A 15,665-nucleotide genomic window follows, 5' to 3' on the forward strand; every position below is an offset into this window, starting at 1 on the left:
GCCCAGATGCGCCTGAAGAGCATCAAGCTGGCGGGCTTCAAGTCCTTCGTCGATCCGACGACGGTAAGCTTTCCCAGCAACATGGCGGCGGTGGTCGGGCCCAATGGTTGCGGCAAGTCGAACATCATCGACGCCGTGCGCTGGGTGATGGGTGAAAGCTCGGCGAAGAACCTGCGTGGTGAGTCGATGACCGACGTCATCTTCAACGGCTCCAACACACGCAAGCCGGTGACCCAGGCCTCCATCGAGCTGATCTTCGATAACAGCGACAACTCGCTGGTGGGCGAATACGCGGCCTTCGCCGAGATTTCCATTCGCCGTCGGGTGACCCGCGACGGGCAGAACACCTACTTCCTCAACGGCACCAAGTGCCGGCGCCGCGATATCACCGATATCTTCCTCGGCACCGGCCTGGGGCCGCGCAGTTACTCGATCATCGAGCAGGGCATGATCAGCAAGCTGATCGAGGCCAAGCCCGAAGAGCTGCGCAATTTCATCGAGGAAGCCGCCGGCATCTCCAAGTACAAGGAGCGCCGCCGCGAGACCGAAAACCGCATCCGCCGTACCCAGGAGAACCTGGAGCGCCTTAGCGACCTGCGCGAAGAACTGGAGCGCCAGCTCGAGCGTCTGCACCGTCAGGCCCAGGCGGCGGAGAAGTACCAGGAATACAAGGCCGAGGAGCGCCAGCTCAAGGCGCAACTGCTGGCCCTGCGCTGGCAGAGCCTGAACCAGCAGGTCGGCAGCCGAGAGCAGGTGATCGGCGATCAGGAAGTGGCCTTCGAGGCCCTGGTGGCCGAGCAGCGCAGCGCCGACGCCAGCATCGAGCGCCTGCGCGATGGCCATCACGAATTGAGCGAGCGCTTCAACCTGGTGCAGGGCCGCTTCTATTCCGTGGGTGGCGATATCGCCCGCGTCGAGCAGAGCATCCAGCATGGCCAGCAGCGCCTGCGCCAGTTGCAGGATGACCTGCGCGAGGCAGAAAAGGCGCGTCTGGAAACTGAGTCGCACCTAGGCCACGACCGCACCCGGCTGGCCACCCTCGGTGAAGAATTGGAAATGCTCCTGCCCGAGCAGGAGATGACCGCCGCTGCTGCCGAGGAGTCTGCTGCCAGCCTGGAAGAGGCCGAAGTCGCCATGCACGGCTGGCAGGAGCAGTGGGACGGTTTCAACCAGCGCAGCGCCGAGCCGCGTCGCCAGGCCGAAGTGCAGCAGTCGCGCATCGCCCAGCTGGAACAGAGCCTGGAGCGTCTGGCAGAACGCCAACGTCGTCTTAACGAAGAATTGCAGCAACTGGTGGCCGACCCCGAAGACGCCGCCATTCTCGAACTGAACGAACAGCTCGCTGCCGGTGAGCTGGAGCAGGAAGCCCTGCACCTGGCCGAAGAGCAACAGGCCGAGCGCCTGCAGCAACTGCGCGAGGAATTGCAGCAGGCCGGTCAGGCCCAGCAGCAGGCGCAAGGCGAGCTGCAACGCCTGAACGGCCGTCTGGCGTCGCTGGAGGCGCTGCAACAGGCGGCACTCGATCCGGGGCAGGGTGCTGGCGAGTGGCTGCGCGAGCAGAACCTGCTGCAGCGCCCGCGCCTGGCCGAAGGTCTGCGGGTGGAAGCCGGCTGGGAGCTGGCGGTGGAAACTGTGCTCGGTGCCGACCTGCAGGCCGTGCTGCTGGACGATTTCGCCGGGCTGGATTTCGCCGCGCTGGAGCAGGGCGAACTGCGCCTGGCCAGCCCCGCCAAGGGCGGCGCGCGCCGTGCCGGTAGCCTGCTGGACAAGGTCGAATCGAGCCATGACCTGTCGCCCTGGCTGGCCGGCGTGCGCCCGGTCGAATCCCTGGAGCAGGCGCTGGCCGCTCGTGGGCAACTGGCCGATGGCGAGAGCCTGATCAGCCGCGACGGCTACTGGGTCGGCCGGCATTTCCTGCGCGTGCGTCGCGCCGCCGAGGCCGATAGCGGTGTGCTGGCTCGTGGCCAGGAGCTGGAGCGCTTGCAGTTGGAGCGCGAGGAACGTGAGGCGGCCCTGGCGCAACTGGATGAACGCCTGCTGGCGCTGCGCGACGAGCAACGTCTTCAGGAAGAACAGCGTGAGCAGCAACGCCGTCATGGCCAGGAACTGGCGCGCCAGGTGAGTGAGCTGAAGGCAAAGCTGTCCGCCAGCCAGGCCAAAGCCGAGCAGTTGGGCCTGCGCCGTCGCCGTCTGCAGGACGAACTGCAGGAAGCGGCCGAGCAGCGCGAGATCGAGCAGGAGCAACTGGGCGAATCGCGCCTGCAATTGCAGGATGCGCTGGACGCCATGGCGCTGGATAACGAGCAGCGTGAGAGCCTGCTGGCCAGCCGCGACAGTCTGCGCGAGCGTCTCGACCGTGTGCGCCAGGACGCGCGTCAGCACAAGGACCATGCCCATCAACTGGCGGTGCGCGTCGGCTCGCTCAAGGCGCAGCACGACTCCACCCGTCAGGCGCTGGAGCGTCTGGAGATGCAGGCCGAGCGCCTGCATGAGCGGCGCGAGCAACTGTCGCTGAATCTGGAAGAGGGCGAGGCGCCGCTGGAAGAGCTGCGCATTAAGCTCGAAGAACTGCTCGAGCGGCGCATGGCGGTGGACGACGAACTGCGTCAGGCGCGTTTGGCGCTGGAGGACGCTGATCGCGAACTGCGCGACGCGGAGAAGCGCCGCACCCAGGCGGAACAACAGGCGCAACTGCTACGCAGCCAGCTGGAGCAACAGCGCATGGACTGGCAGTCGCTCAACGTGCGGCGCAAGGCGCTGGCCGACCAGCTCGCCGAGGACAACTACGACCTGCACGGGGTGATCGCCACGCTGCCGGCCGAAGCCAGCGAGAGCACCTGGGAAGAAGAACTGGAGCGCATGGCCGCGCGCATCGCCCGTCTCGGGCCGATCAACCTCGCGGCCATCGACGAGTATCAGCAGCAGTCCGAGCGCAAGCGCTACCTGGATGCGCAGGACGCAGATCTGGTCGAGGCCTTGGAAACCCTGGAGAACGTCATCCGCAAGATCGACAAGGAAACGCGCAATCGTTTCAAGGACACCTTCGATCAGATCAATGGCGGTTTGCAGGCGCTCTTCCCAAAAGTTTTCGGTGGCGGCAACGCTTATTTGGAACTCACCGGCGAAGATTTACTCGATACCGGTGTGACCATCATGGCGCGGCCCCCGGGCAAGAAGAACAGCACCATTCATTTGCTCTCCGGTGGAGAGAAAGCATTGACAGCTTTGGCACTGGTGTTTTCCATCTTCCAGCTCAATCCGGCGCCGTTCTGCATGTTGGACGAAGTGGATGCACCGCTGGACGATGCCAACGTCGGGCGCTACGCGCGACTGGTCAAGGAGATGTCAGCCACGGTGCAGTTCATCTACATCACCCACAACAAGATCGCCATGGAAATGGCCGATCAGTTGATGGGGGTCACCATGCACGAGCCGGGTTGCTCGCGTCTGGTGGCGGTGGATGTCGAGGAGGCGCTGGCGATGGTGGAGGCGTGATGGCAGAGCGCCGCGAGATTAACTGAATACAGGCAAAACCTTATGTGGCTCCCTGTGTAAAGTTGCCTTTCGTCGTGCTAGCTTATTGCCCACTTTTGTTACACGCGGAAAACGTCAGATAGAACATGAAGTTGGCGCCGCGTTTTATAGTCGAGTTGTGATCCGGTTGATTGGATCTTTTTTTCACCAGAATTTTTAAGGGTCAGGTATTTCATGGAATTCGGTCTGCGCGAGTGGCTGATCGTTATTGGCATCATCGTTATCGCTGGCATCCTTTTCGACGGCTGGCGCCGTATGCGCGGTGGCAAGGGCAAGCTCAAATTCAGGCTCGACCGCAGCTTCGCCAACATGCCTGATGACGACAGTGACCCAGATTTGCTCAGTACGCCACGTGTGGTAAATCGCGACCACGAGCCGCAGCTGGACGAAGACGAACTACCGTCGATGAGCGCCAAGGACCTGCCACGTCGTCCGCGCAACGAGCCACAACAGGGCGACCTCAACCTGGCCGTCGATGAGCCGGTGCCGACTCTGCTCAACCCGGTCGATGACGAACCCGTCGAGCCGAAGAAAACCTCCAAGCCGGCTGCCGATGCCGCACCGGTAGAAGAGGTGCTGGTGATCAACGTGGTCGCCCGCGACGACTTCGGCTTCAAGGGCCCGGCGCTGCTGCAGAACATCCTCGAAAGTGGTCTGCGCTTCGGTGAGATGGACATCTTCCATCGTCACGAGAGCATGGCGGGTAATGGCGAGGTGCTGTTCTCCATGGCCAACGCACTCAAGCCGGGCACCTTCGATCTCGACGATATCGAAGGCTTTAGCACCCGCGCGGTGAGCTTCTTCCTCAGCCTGCCTGGCCCGCGTCATCCGAAGCAGGCCTTCGACGTGATGGTCGCTGCTGCACGCAAGCTGGCCCACGAGCTGGGCGGTGAGCTGAAGGACGACCAGCGCAGCGTGATGACTGCGCAGACCATCGAACACTATCGCCAGCGCATCGTCGAATTCGAGCGCCGGCAACTGACCCAGAAACGCTGACCCGTACACGAAGTCGAAAGAGAGCAGCCAAGGCTGCTCTTTTCGTTTGAGAGACCGAGCATGACCGACGCCGCCCAACGTATTTCCGAACTGCGCAACGAGCTGGACGCGCACAACTACCGTTACTACGTGCTGGACGAACCGAGCGTGCCGGACGCCGAGTACGACCGTCTGTTCCGCGAATTGCAGGCGCTGGAGGCCGAGCATCCGGAGCTGGTCACGCCGGAGTCGCCGACCCAGCGTGTCGGCGGTGAGGCGCTCAGCGCCTTCGGCGAGGTGCGTCACGAAGTGCCCATGCTCAGCTTGGGCAACGCCTTCGATGAGGATGATTTGCGTGCCTTCGACCGCAGCGTGCAGAACGGCCTCGGCGTACAGGGCAGCGACCTGTTCGGCGGCGGCGCCGAGATCGAGTACAGCTGCGAACCCAAGCTCGATGGTCTGGCCGTCAGCCTGCGCTACGAGAACGGCCAGCTGGTGCGCGGCGCCACGCGCGGCGACGGCAGCACCGGCGAAGACATCACCAGCAATGTGCGCACCATCCGCAACGTGCCGCTCAAGCTGCAGGGCGAGGGCTGGCCGCAGGTGCTGGAAGTGCGCGGCGAAGTGTTCATGCCCAAGGCTGGTTTCGAGGAACTGAATGCGCGGCAGGCCGAGAGCGGCGGCAAGACCTTCGCCAACCCGCGTAATGCCGCTGCCGGCAGCCTGCGTCAGCTCGACCCGAAGATCACCGCCAGCCGCCCGCTGGAGTTCTGCTGCTATGGCGTTGGTCAGGTCAGCGGGGAGCTGCCGGGCACCCAGGTGGCCATGCTGCAGCAGCTCAAGGCCTGGGGCGTACCCATCAGTCGCGAACTGAAGCTGGCCAGGGGCGTCGAGGCCTGCCTGGATTACTACAGAGATATCGGCGAGCGGCGCATGAGCCTGGCCTATGACATCGATGGCGTGGTGTTCAAGGTCAACAATATCGAGGACCAGCAACAGTTGGGCTTTCGTGCGCGCACGCCGCACTGGGCCATCGCCCACAAGTTCCCGGCGCAGGAAGAGCTGACCGAGCTGCTCGACGTGGAATTTCAGGTCGGGCGTACCGGTGCGGTGACGCCAGTGGCGCGTCTGAATCCGGTCAAGGTGGCGGGTGTGATGGTGGCCAACGCCACGTTGCACAACATGGATGAGGTGGCGCGCCTGGGCGTGATGATCGGTGACACGGTGATCATCCGCCGTGCTGGCGACGTGATCCCGCAGGTGATGGCCGTGGTGCCCGAACGTCGCCCGGAGAACGCGCGCCCGGTGCACATTCCCGAGCAATGCCCGGTGTGCGGCTCGGCGGTGGAGCGCACGCAACTGGTCAAGCGAAGCAAGGGCAAGGAGTCGATCAGCGAAGGTTCGGTGTATCGCTGCGTCGGTCGCCTCAGCTGCCAGGCGCAGCTCAAGCAGGCGATCATCCACTTCGTCTCGCGCCGCGCCATGGATATCGAAGGCCTCGGCGACAAGACCATCGAGCAACTGGTGGACGAGAAGCTGATCGGCTCGCCGGCCGACCTGTACAAGCTGACCTTCGAACAGATCATCGGCCTGGAAGGCTTCGCCGAAGTCTCCAGCAACAAGCTGCTGAAGGCCATCGAGGACAGCAAGCGGCCGACCCTGGCGCGCTTCATCTATGCGCTCGGTATCCCCGATGTGGGCGAGGAAACCGCCAAGGTGCTGGCGCGCTCCCTAGCCTCGCTGGAGCGTGTGCGCAAGGCACTGCCGCAAGTGCTGACCTATCTGCCGGACATTGGTCTGGAAGTCGCGCATGAGATCCACAGCTTCTTCGAGGATGAACACAATCAGCAGGTGATCAGCGCCTTGCTGGGTGAGTGCGGTCTCGAACTGCAGGAAGAGGGAGAGCTGAGCGCCGAGTTCTCGGCTGTCGCCACCCTTGGGGGCATGCTCGACAAACTGAATATTCCCTCTGTTGGCCCAGGCGCGGCGCAGAAGCTGGCGGAGCGTTTCGGCAGCCTGGAAGGCGTGCTTGGCGGCGATTGGCTGGACATGCGTCAGGCCCTGCCGGAGAAACAGGCCAAGGCCGTGCGTGAATTCTTCGACGTGGCTGAAAACGCTCAACTGGCTCGTGCGATCGAGCAGCAGCTGCGTGACTTCGGCATGCACTGGGAAAGCGAGAAGAAAGTTGCCGAAGGCCTGCCGCTGGCTGGCCAGACCTGGGTGCTCACCGGCACCCTGGAAGTGATGAGTCGCGACGTGGCCAAGGAAAAGCTGGAGAGCCTGGGCGCCAAGGTGGCCGGTTCCGTCTCGGCCAAGACCCACTGCGTGGTGGCCGGGCCAGGCGCCGGCTCGAAGCTGGCCAAGGCCGGCGAGCTGGGGGTGAAGGTGTTGGACGAAGCGCAGTTCCTCGACCAGCTCAAGACCTACGGCATTGAAGCGTAGGGCGGGTGAAACCCGCCATTGGCGCGCTGGCGGGTTTCACCCGCCCTACGTTCTGATTGCGCTCTGCAGCGCCACCAGAGGGCTTGACCGTTCCCGGATTGCATCCGGGCTACAGGACTGGGCGAAGTTTAGGTGTCGAACTCTGAACCTGTAGGAGCCGGCTTGCCGGCGATCCTTTACGCAGAAGCATCGCCGGCAAGCCGGCTCCTACGAAAGCGCGGTTCAGCCCGCGAAGCGCTGATCCAGATAGGCGATGATCGCCTTGGATTCGTACAGCCAGGTGCTCTGGCCGTTTTCCTCGATGCGCAGGCACGGCACCTTGATGCGGCCGCCGTGCTGCTCCAGCGCCTGACGATGTTCGGCGTCGTTCTTGGCGTCGCGCAGTTGCACCGGCAGGTTCAGGCGGTGCAGGGTGCGCCGCACCTTGACGCAGAACGGGCAGGCGTGGAACTGGTACAGCGCCAGATTGGCCGTGGCGCGTTCGACTTCGGCTTGCGCCTCGGGGCTGCGCTTTAGCTTGCGCGGGCGGCTGATCCAGTCGGCGAACACGACGAGCTGACCCAGGCCGATACGAAGGGCTTTGAGCAACATGTTTCTAACTCCTGAAATGCCGACGGCCGTTCACCGAAGTGAGCGACCGCCGTCTGGGGCTTGGCTCAACGAACCAGATTGAGGAATTCGCCGCGGGTCGCCGGGTTGCTGCGGAATTCGCCGAGCATCACCGAGGTGACCATGGAGGAGTTCTGCTTCTCCACGCCGCGCATCATCATGCACATGTGCTGCGCTTCGATGACCACCGCCACGCCGAGTGCGCCGGTAACCTGCTCAATGGCTTCGGCGATCTGCCGGCTGAGGTTTTCCTGGATCTGCAGGCGGCGGGCGTACATGTCGACGATGCGCGCTACCTTGGACAGGCCGAGCACCTTGCCGTTGGGGATGTAGGCAACATGAGCCTTGCCGATGAACGGCAGCAGGTGATGCTCGCACAGCGAATACAGCTCGATGTTCTTGACCAGCACCATCTCGCTGTTGTCGGAGCTGAACAGCGCGCCGTTGGTGACCTCTTCCAGCGTCTGCTGGTAGCCACGGCAGAGGTACTGCATGGCCTTGGCGGCGCGCTTGGGCGTGTCCAGCAGGCCTTCGCGGGAAACGTCCTCGCCAAGCTGGCCAAGGATCGCGGTGTACTGTTGTTCCAGGGACATGGAAAATCCTGTTGGGTATCGAATGGGCGCAGGGTAGGGCGCCGACAGGGGCCTGGCAAGAGTGCCAGGTTCTCTGATTACTCGTCGCGACCATCCATCATGGTGCGCTTGAGGATGATATACACCGCGCCGGTGCCGCCGTGCTTGGCCAGGCAGGAGCTGAACCCCAGCACCTGCGGGTGCTGGCGCAGCCAGGTGTTCACATGGCTCTTGATCATCGGCTTGCGCCCATCCATGCGCACCGCCTTGCCGTGGGTGACGCGTACGCAGCGAATTTCCAGCTTGGTGGCTTCGGCGAGAAATTCCCACAGCGTGTCGCGCGCTTTCTCGACGCTCATGCCGTGCAGGTCGAGGCTGCCGTCGAACGGAATCTGGCCCAGCTTGAGCTTGCGCATCTGACCGTCCTGCACACCGTTGCCGGCCCAGTACAGCGGGTCTTCAGCGCCAACGTCGATGACGAACTGGTCGGACAGCCCGTCCACCTTGGTCTCGCCCTGGCTGATGGTCGCAGCCTGGCGCAGGGTGTTGAACTGTTTACGGTCAGTTTTGGGTTTGCCGGTATCGGCGCGGTCGTGCTTGATCGGCTTGACGCCGCGCAGCTCGGCCTGGAACAGGGAAAAGTCGTCGTCTTGCATCGGTGGCTCCGCGAAACAGGCTGGCATTTTACCCAAATGCCAGCCGTGTAAGCGTAGAAAGACGAATTTGTAGGAGCCCGCTTGCGGGCGATCATCAATTCGATTGAAGAAGAGCATCGCCGGCAAGCCGGCTCCTACGGTTTTTGGTGCTGTGTTTTCGGGTGATCAGTCGCGCTTTTTCATCAGTGATGGCGACAGGCTCAGATCGCTGGGGCGACGCAGGCGTCTGCGGCAGCGACGCCAGAAGGCGATGCCGGCCCACAACAGGAACAGGCCGAGCAGCAGCAGGACGGTGGCCTCGCCAGTGGAGTCGTTGAGCGTACCCAGTACCGGCGCGCGGCCTGCCAGCGAGGCGACGCCCGCCATCGCCAGCAGAATGCCGAAGGCGGCGAGCAGGGCGCCCAGGCCGGCTCCGATACGCAGGCGCCAGTTTTTCGGCCGGCGCGGGCGCAAGCGGCGTGCATCGAAATCGTCGGACAGCTTCATTCCGATTTCCTTTGGCTTATCGCCGGTATGACCGGCTGGTCGCGTCCGGGTTCCGCAGCGCTGGCGATACTGCTACGGGTTTCACACCAGCGATTTGGCGTGCGGTACCAAGGTGGCGAAATTGTCGCCCAAGGCGATCATCTCGATGCGGTGCACCTCGGCGGCGGCTATCACGCTGCCATCCGGTGCAGGCAGGTCGCGGGTAGCGCAGGCAGCATCGACCAGGGTACAGCGATACCCGTAGTCCTTGGCTGCGCGCACGGTGGTGCTGACGCTGGAATGAGTCATGAAGCCGCAGACGATCAGGTCAAGATGGCCGAGCGCCTGCAGGCGGTCATGCAGCTCGGTACCAGCGAAGGCGTTGGGCAGGCGTTTCTCCACGACGATCTCGCCCGCCAGCGGGGCTGCTTCCGGCAGGTGACGACCGCGCGGGCCGCTGGGGTCGAGCAGGCCGCCGGGAATGCCGAGGTGTTTGACGTGAACGATGTCGGCACCGGCACTGCGCGCTGCTGCCAGCAGACTGGCGATCTCTGCCAGTGCGGGGTCCAGGCCCGGCAGCGCGAGGACGCCGCTGCGGTACTCTTCCTGGGCATCGATGATCAGCAGGGTCGCATTGTTCAGGCTGGCCGGTGCGTGGCCACGACCGGTGAGCTGGAACATGGTTTGCGGATGGGACATCTCGGGCTCCTGGCTGATGGTGATAATGTGCCATTGTCCGCTTGCCAGGGCGCTCTGTGAACCTCTATCTGCGCCAAGGCTTGCTCGGTGCATTTTGCCGGAGCAGAATCGGAACTGCCCTGAAGGACTCAGGGTCGTACGCAAAAGGAGTTGCCATGTCACTTTTGTCGCAGTTTTCCCCGCATTTCTGGCTTTTGTTCTCGATCGCCGTGGCCATCGCCGTTCTGCGCGAGCTGCGCCGTCCTGATGATGATGCACTGCGCAAGAAGCGCGAGCGCTCATGAACACTCGTTAACCCGTCATTCATGCGCTGGCCACCCGCACTGGGCTAAACTTCCGCACTTTTCACCCGGAGGCCGCCCGTGACTGCTCTCACTACCCGTTTACGTACCCTGCGTGATTACATCCGCTGGGCCGTCAGTCGTTTTCAGGCCGAGCAACTGTTCTTCGGCCACGGCACCGACAATGCCTGGGATGAAGCCCGCCAGTTGGTGCTCGGTGCGCTGCACCTACCTTGGGAAATTTCCGACGCCTATCTCGATTGCCGCCTGGAAGACGACGAGCACGCTCACCTGCAGACGCTGCTCAAGCGCCGCATCGAAGAGCGCGTACCCACCGCCTACTTGTTGGGCGAGGCCTGGTTCTGCGGTTTGCCCTTCGTCGTCGATGAACGCGTGCTGGTGCCGCGCTCGCCGATCGCCGAGCTGATCGACCGTCATTTCTCCCCCTGGCTGCCAACCGAACCGGCGCGCATTCTCGATCTGTGCACCGGTTCCGGCTGCATCGGCATCGCCTGCGCCTACGAATTCCCCGAAGCGGAAGTGGTGCTGGGTGACTTGTCGTTCGACGCACTGGAGGTGGCCAACCTCAATATCGAGCGTCATGGCCTGGAGGAGCGCGTCTACTGCGTGCAGGGCGATGGTTTCGCCGGATTGCCGGGGCAGCGTTTCGACCTGATCGTCTCCAACCCGCCTTATGTCGACGCCGAGGATTTCGCCGACATGCCGGCCGAATACCAGCATGAGCCGGCGATGGGCCTGGCCTGCGGCGATGATGGACTGGATCTGGTGCGACGCATGCTGGCCGAGGCGGCCGATCACCTGACCGAGCGTGGCGTGCTGATCGTCGAAGTGGGCAACAGCCAGGTGCATGTCGAAGCGCTGTACCCGGAAGTGGATTTCACCTGGCTGGACTTTCAGCACGGCGGCCATGGCGTGTTCCTGCTGGCGGCCAAGCAGTGTCGCGAGCATCAGGAACTGTTTCGTTCGCGGGTGAATGGCTAAGCGGATGATTTTTCGCGGCTGAAGCCGCTCCTACGCCTACGCCCATCGTAGGAGCGGCTGGCGGCACTTCGCTTCAGGACGGGCGTAGGGCGGATCGGAACACCGACCGCTCAAGGGCGTAGGGCGGACTCAGGAGCGAAGCGAACAGTCCGCCGATCCATGCCGAGAATGGCATCATTAACCTACGTTCAGCATTCCGCTTCAGCCGCGATGAATCAGCGCGTGGCGATCCAGATCAGCAGACCCGCCTGAAACAGGCTGAACGCCACCAGGCAGGTGATGGTGAAGCGCAGGCCACTGTCTTCACGCTTGAGGCGCTCGAGCCGATCTTCCAGCTTGCGCAGTTTGACGTCCTGCTCCTGCAGCGTCTGGTCGGCCTGCTGCAGCATCGCAGCGGCGTCCAGCAACTCGATGATCTGCACCTTCTCGGCATGCCAGTCGCCATGCAGCGAGCTGACTCGCGGTGCGCTGTAGAAGGGTTTGAGTTGCAACGGGTCGCTGTACTCGATGGTGAAACCCTGCGCCTTCAGCGCGTGGTCACGGCGGGCGCGGGCGGCGTCGTTGAAATTGTCCTTGGTCGGCAGGGCGGCGCCCTCGACCTGATAGTGCGCGTACTGCTTGCGCGCCCAGGCAATGCCCTGGGCCATGAGAAAGCGCCCCAGGCCGCGATTGGCCGGCTCCACGCTGAGGCCCTTGTCCGGGCCGAAGCGAACCTCCTTGCGCTGATGGTCGGCCCAGACTTCCAGCAGGTTGTTGTGGCGATGCAGACGCTGGCCGGGCACCTGGATGGTCAGGCGCAGCAGGCTCGTGTCTTTGCCATGACGCTCCACCCGGCCAAGCTGGACGAAGCGCAACGGCCGCGGACCGGTTTCCCGGTCGACGGGCAGTGGCGCCAGACGCAGCAGGCTGAATTGCTCGGCTGGCAGGTCCGCCCAGGGATGCGGCGCGGCAGGCGTTTCGCTTGTCGCAGCTTCGGCATCTGGCGCTGGTGCCTGCGGGGCTGGGTTTTCGCTCATGGGCATCCTGTGTACTGTCCGGTGGCCTTCGATGCGTTATCGGCCATTTTCCTCAGCACTGGAGCGAATGAAGGAGAGGATCCGCTCGCCCAGCGCACGGGCCAAGGGTAGCTGCGGATCGTCGTAGGACGCCAGCTGTTCGTTCCAGGGCGCTGGAGTGATGCGCATGACGTGGTTCATGCCGGCGATCATCACCAGTTCGGCATCGGGCTTGGCCTGCTTGAGCACCTCGGCGTTGTCCGGGCTGACCTGGGCGTCGTGGGTGCCTTGCACGATCAGCGTGGGAATCTGCAGCGCGGCGAAGTTTTCTGCCGGGTCCTGGCGCAGCAGGCTGATCAGGTAGGGCTGCACGCTGGGGCGATAGATCGCTTGCAGTTCCTTGGGCACCTCGGGCTGCAGCTTGCCGCGGATCAGGTTGGCGAGGATGTGCCGGCTCTCGGCCAGGAGCGGCGGCGGCAGGCGCATGGCCAGTTGCATGTCCAGCACCTGGCCGATGGGGTAGGCGGGGCCGGCAATGGACACCAGGGCATCGGCCTGGCTGCCAGGCGCGGCCAGGCTGGCGATTAGTGCGCCTTCACTGTGACCGATGAGAATCAGTCGATCAAAACGCGGATCGTCCCTGAGCAGCCTGGCCCAGTCTTCGACATCGGCCACATAGCGCTCGACGCTGAGGTCCTTTTCGTCCGGCGTGGCGGCGCGGCTGGCGGCGACGCCGCGCTTGTCATAGCGCAGGCTGGCGACGCCATTACGCGCCAAGACCTGGGCCAGCTTCTTCAGTGCATCGTTATGGCCGCCTTGAGGGTTGTTGCCATTGCGGTCTGTGGGGCCGGAGCCAGCGATCAGCAGCGCCACCGGCACCGGCTTGTCGCTTTGCGGCACCAGCAGGCTGCCGTACAGGGTGCCCTGGTCGGTGTCGAGGCTGATGGGCAGTTGTCGGGTGGTGTTGGCCTGGGCCAGGCCGCTGATCAGGGTGAGGGACAAGAGCAGGGCTCGTAGCATGATGAGGGTTGGGTAGTGGCAGACTGGCATTGGACGCGTTCGGCTGGCCAAGGTTCGGGGTGAACTGCAAGTTATCGGCAGGTATACTCGCCCACCTTGTGAATCGGGCCTGCGCAGCGCCGGGCCTGAGCTGAATTTCGCGGAGCGTCTTCCCATGTCCGGCAATACCTACGGCAAGCTGTTCACCGTCACCACCGCTGGCGAAAGCCATGGCCCGGCGCTGGTCGCCATCGTCGACGGTTGCCCGCCTGGTGTCGAGATTACTCTGCAAGACCTGCAGCGCGACCTCGATCGCCGCAAGCCGGGCACCAGCCGCCACACCACGCAGCGTCAGGAAGACGACGAGGTGGAAATCCTCTCCGGCGTGTTCGAGGGCAAGACCACCGGTTGCTCCATCGGCCTGCTGATCCGCAACACCGACCAGAAGTCCAAGGACTATTCGGCGATCAAGGATCTGTTCCGCCCGGCCCACGCCGACTACACCTACCACCACAAGTACGGTATCCGCGACTACCGTGGCGGCGGCCGCAGCTCGGCGCGCGAAACTGCCATGCGTGTGGCGGCCGGCGCCATCGCCAAGAAGTTCCTGGCCAGCCAGGGCATCGTCATCCGTGGCTACATGAGCCAGCTCGGCCCCATCGAAATTCCCTTCAAGACCTGGGATTCGGTGGAGGAGAACGCCTTCTTCAGCCCCGACCCGGACAAGGTGCCGGAGCTCGAGGCCTACATGGATCAGCTGCGTCGCGACCAGGATTCGGTCGGCGCGAAGATCACCGTGGTCGCCGAAGGCGTCATGCCGGGCCTCGGCGAGCCGATCTTCGACCGCCTCGACGCCGAACTGGCCCATGCACTGATGAGCATCAACGCGGTCAAGGGCGTGGAGATCGGCGCCGGCTTCGCCTGCGTTGCCCAACGTGGCACCGAGCACCGCGATGAGCTGACCCCGGAAGGTTTCCTCTCCAACAACGCCGGCGGCATCCTCGGCGGTATCTCCAGCGGCCAGCCGATCATCGCCCACCTGGCGCTCAAACCGACCTCGAGCATCACCACGCCGGGGCGCTCCATCGACGTCGATGGCAACCCGGTGGATGTGATCACCAAGGGCCGTCACGACCCCTGCGTGGGCATCCGTGCCACGCCGATCGCCGAGGCGATGATGGCCATCGTGCTGATGGATCACCTGCTGCGTCACCGCGCGCAGAACGCCGACGTGCGCGTCACCACACCGGTGCTGCCACAACTGTGACCTGGGCGCGCGCGGCACTGCCTTACTGGCGGCTGTCCGGCTTCTACTTCTTCTACTTCGCTCTGCTCGGGGGTACGGCGCCGTTTCTGGCGCTGTACTTCGATCATCTGGGCTTTTCTCCGGCTCGGATCGGCGAGCTGATCGCCATTCCCATGCTGATGCGCTGTCTGGCACCGAACCTGTGGGGCTGGCTGGGTGACCACACCGGGCAGCGCCTGTTGATCGTGCGTTTCGGCGCGCTGTGCACCCTGGTCTGCTTCGCCGGCATCTTCTTCAGTCAGAGCTACGCCTGGCTGGCGCTGATCATGGCCACTCACGCCTTCTTCTGGCATGCGGTGCTGCCGCAGTTCGAGGTCATCACCCTGGCCCATCTGCGCGAGCAGGCGGCGCGTTACAGCCAGATTCGCCTGTGGGGCAGCATCGGCTTCATCGTCGCCGTGGTCGGCCTCGGCCTGCTGTTCGAGTGGCTGAGCCTGGACGCGTATCCGGCGGCGCTGCTGGTGATCATGGCCGGTATCGTCGTCAGCAGTTTCTGGGTGCCCAATGCACAGCCTGTACTGCGTCCGAGCACGCTGGAGTCGGAGGGCTTTGTGCGCCAATTGCGCCGCCCCGGCATCCTCGCGTTCTACGTTTGCGTCGGGCTGATGCAACTGAGCAACGGTCCGTACTACACCTTCCTCACTCTGCACCTGGAGGGCGTTGGCTACAGCCGTGGCGCCATCGGTCTGTTCTGGGCGCTGGGGGTGGTGGCGGAGATCCTGCTGTTTCTGGTCATGGCGCGCCTGCTGCAGCGCTACTCACTGCGCGCGGTACTGCTGGCCAGCTTCCTGATCACCGCCGTGCGCTGGCTGCTGCTGGGCAGTCTGCCCCAGTACCTGCCGGTTCTGTTGCTGGCGCAGTGCATGCACGCCGCCACCTTTGGCGCGTTCCATGCCGCCTGCATCCACTTCGTGCAACGCAGTTTTGCGGACCGCCAGCAGGGCCAGGCCCAGGCGCTCTATGTCAGCCTGGCTGGCATCGGTGGTGCGTTGGGCGCGCTGTATGCCGGTTACAGCTGGAAGGGCCTGGGCCCGGCCTGGACCTTCGCCATCGCCAGTCTGGTAGCCTTGCTGGCAGCCTTCGTTATTGCCACCCGTCTGCCGCTCGAGCGGCCCTGAATCGAGTGAACC

14 protein-coding genes are annotated in these 15,665 nt (G+C 64.0%); 7 read left to right on the plus strand and 7 right to left on the minus strand.

Annotation, left to right across the window (positions count from 1 at the left end; genetic code table 11):
• Window positions 1-6: 6 nt before the first annotated feature.
• From smc to ligA, 3 genes are all read left to right on the plus strand, one after another.
• Window positions 7-3,495, plus strand: a complete 3,489-nt coding sequence (gene smc, locus BLS08_RS10875) for a chromosome segregation protein SMC (RefSeq protein ID WP_055986278.1) — start codon at window positions 7-9, stop codon at window positions 3,493-3,495.
• A 213-nt stretch (window positions 3,496-3,708) separates the two neighbouring features.
• Window positions 3,709-4,530, plus strand: coding sequence for a cell division protein ZipA (gene zipA / locus BLS08_RS10880; protein ID WP_021490612.1), 822 nt, complete (start codon window positions 3,709-3,711; stop codon window positions 4,528-4,530).
• Window positions 4,531-4,590: 60 nt separating this feature from the next.
• Window positions 4,591-6,951: an NAD-dependent DNA ligase LigA gene (gene ligA, locus BLS08_RS10885; RefSeq protein WP_055986275.1), complete on the plus strand. Its 2,361-nt coding sequence runs from the start codon at window positions 4,591-4,593 to the stop codon at window positions 6,949-6,951.
• A 222-nt stretch (window positions 6,952-7,173) separates the two neighbouring features.
• On the opposite strand, the gene BLS08_RS10890 is transcribed toward ligA, so the two are convergent.
• The 5 genes from BLS08_RS10890 to BLS08_RS10910 form a co-directional block, all read right to left on the minus strand.
• A complete protein-coding gene (locus tag BLS08_RS10890; RefSeq protein ID WP_055986271.1) occupies window positions 7,174-7,542 on the minus strand; it encodes a glutaredoxin family protein in 369 nt (122 codons plus the stop codon).
• Between the two features lie 65 nt (window positions 7,543-7,607).
• A complete protein-coding gene (gene folE, locus BLS08_RS10895) occupies window positions 7,608-8,153 on the minus strand; it encodes a GTP cyclohydrolase I FolE (protein ID WP_003460872.1) in 546 nt (181 codons plus the stop codon).
• A gap of 77 nt (window positions 8,154-8,230) precedes the next feature.
• A complete protein-coding gene (locus tag BLS08_RS10900; RefSeq protein WP_055986270.1) occupies window positions 8,231-8,788 on the minus strand; it encodes a Smr/MutS family protein in 558 nt (185 codons plus the stop codon).
• 165 nt (window positions 8,789-8,953) lie between these two features.
• Entirely contained in the window at window positions 8,954-9,274 is a 321-nt protein-coding gene (locus tag BLS08_RS10905) for a hypothetical protein (protein WP_017679226.1), read from the minus strand.
• An 81-nt stretch (window positions 9,275-9,355) separates the two neighbouring features.
• Window positions 9,356-9,952 (minus strand): cysteine hydrolase family protein, encoded by a 597-nt coding sequence (locus tag BLS08_RS10910; protein WP_017679227.1) that lies wholly within the window; start codon window positions 9,950-9,952, stop codon window positions 9,356-9,358.
• A gap of 155 nt (window positions 9,953-10,107) precedes the next feature.
• On the opposite strand from BLS08_RS10910, the gene BLS08_RS26705 reads away from it, so the two are divergent.
• Window positions 10,108-10,236, plus strand: coding sequence for a hypothetical protein (locus BLS08_RS26705; RefSeq protein ID WP_017679228.1), 129 nt, complete (start codon window positions 10,108-10,110; stop codon window positions 10,234-10,236).
• 78 nt (window positions 10,237-10,314) lie between these two features.
• Complete coding sequence (prmB, locus tag BLS08_RS10915) at window positions 10,315-11,235, plus strand: 50S ribosomal protein L3 N(5)-glutamine methyltransferase (protein WP_055986267.1); 921 nt, start codon at window positions 10,315-10,317, stop codon at window positions 11,233-11,235.
• A gap of 215 nt (window positions 11,236-11,450) precedes the next feature.
• Here the strand turns inward: prmB and BLS08_RS10920 are convergent, their stop codons facing one another.
• Together BLS08_RS10920 and BLS08_RS10925 are read right to left on the minus strand one after the other, a co-directional pair.
• Complete coding sequence (locus BLS08_RS10920) at window positions 11,451-12,251, minus strand: hypothetical protein (RefSeq protein ID WP_017679230.1); 801 nt, start codon at window positions 12,249-12,251, stop codon at window positions 11,451-11,453.
• A 36-nt stretch (window positions 12,252-12,287) separates the two neighbouring features.
• Entirely contained in the window at window positions 12,288-13,280 is a 993-nt protein-coding gene (locus BLS08_RS10925) for an alpha/beta hydrolase (protein WP_051037345.1), read from the minus strand.
• Window positions 13,281-13,404: 124 nt separating this feature from the next.
• Here BLS08_RS10925 and aroC point away from each other — a divergent pair, with 124 nt between their 5' ends.
• Together aroC and BLS08_RS10935 are read left to right on the plus strand one after the other, a co-directional pair.
• The gene (gene aroC / locus BLS08_RS10930) at window positions 13,405-14,496 is read left to right on the plus strand and encodes a chorismate synthase (protein WP_017679232.1); all 1,092 of its coding nucleotides are present in this window, start codon (window positions 13,405-13,407) and stop codon (window positions 14,494-14,496) included.
• Window positions 14,493-15,653, plus strand: a complete 1,161-nt coding sequence (locus BLS08_RS10935; RefSeq protein WP_017679233.1) for an MFS transporter — start codon at window positions 14,493-14,495, stop codon at window positions 15,651-15,653. Before aroC ends, BLS08_RS10935 begins: the two co-directional genes overlap by 4 nt.
• The last annotated feature ends 12 nt before the right edge of the window (window positions 15,654-15,665 follow it).

This window comes from Ectopseudomonas chengduensis, assembly GCF_900102635.1.
Classification (GTDB): domain Bacteria; phylum Pseudomonadota; class Gammaproteobacteria; order Pseudomonadales; family Pseudomonadaceae; genus Aquipseudomonas; species Aquipseudomonas chengduensis.

What these genes read in the sequence shown, in the direction of transcription:
- smc (WP_055986278.1), top strand. Translation starts at nt 7, where the DNA reads ATGCGCCTGAAGAGCATCAAGCTGGCGGGCTTCAAGTCCTTCGTCGAT.
- zipA (WP_021490612.1), top strand. Translation starts at nt 3,709, where the DNA reads ATGGAATTCGGTCTGCGCGAGTGGCTGATCGTTATTGGCATCATCGTT.
- ligA (WP_055986275.1), top strand. Translation starts at nt 4,591, where the DNA reads ATGACCGACGCCGCCCAACGTATTTCCGAACTGCGCAACGAGCTGGAC.
- BLS08_RS10890 (WP_055986271.1), bottom strand. Translation starts at nt 7,542, where the DNA reads ATGTTGCTCAAAGCCCTTCGTATCGGCCTGGGTCAGCTCGTCGTGTTC.
- folE (WP_003460872.1), bottom strand. Translation starts at nt 8,153, where the DNA reads ATGTCCCTGGAACAACAGTACACCGCGATCCTTGGCCAGCTTGGCGAG.
- BLS08_RS10900 (WP_055986270.1), bottom strand. Translation starts at nt 8,788, where the DNA reads ATGCAAGACGACGACTTTTCCCTGTTCCAGGCCGAGCTGCGCGGCGTC.
- BLS08_RS10905 (WP_017679226.1), bottom strand. Translation starts at nt 9,274, where the DNA reads ATGAAGCTGTCCGACGATTTCGATGCACGCCGCTTGCGCCCGCGCCGG.
- BLS08_RS10910 (WP_017679227.1), bottom strand. Translation starts at nt 9,952, where the DNA reads ATGTCCCATCCGCAAACCATGTTCCAGCTCACCGGTCGTGGCCACGCA.
- BLS08_RS26705 (WP_017679228.1), top strand. Translation starts at nt 10,108, where the DNA reads ATGTCACTTTTGTCGCAGTTTTCCCCGCATTTCTGGCTTTTGTTCTCG.
- BLS08_RS10920 (WP_017679230.1), bottom strand. Translation starts at nt 12,251, where the DNA reads ATGAGCGAAAACCCAGCCCCGCAGGCACCAGCGCCAGATGCCGAAGCT.
- BLS08_RS10925 (WP_051037345.1), bottom strand. Translation starts at nt 13,280, where the DNA reads ATGCCAGTCTGCCACTACCCAACCCTCATCATGCTACGAGCCCTGCTC.
- aroC (WP_017679232.1), top strand. Translation starts at nt 13,405, where the DNA reads ATGTCCGGCAATACCTACGGCAAGCTGTTCACCGTCACCACCGCTGGC.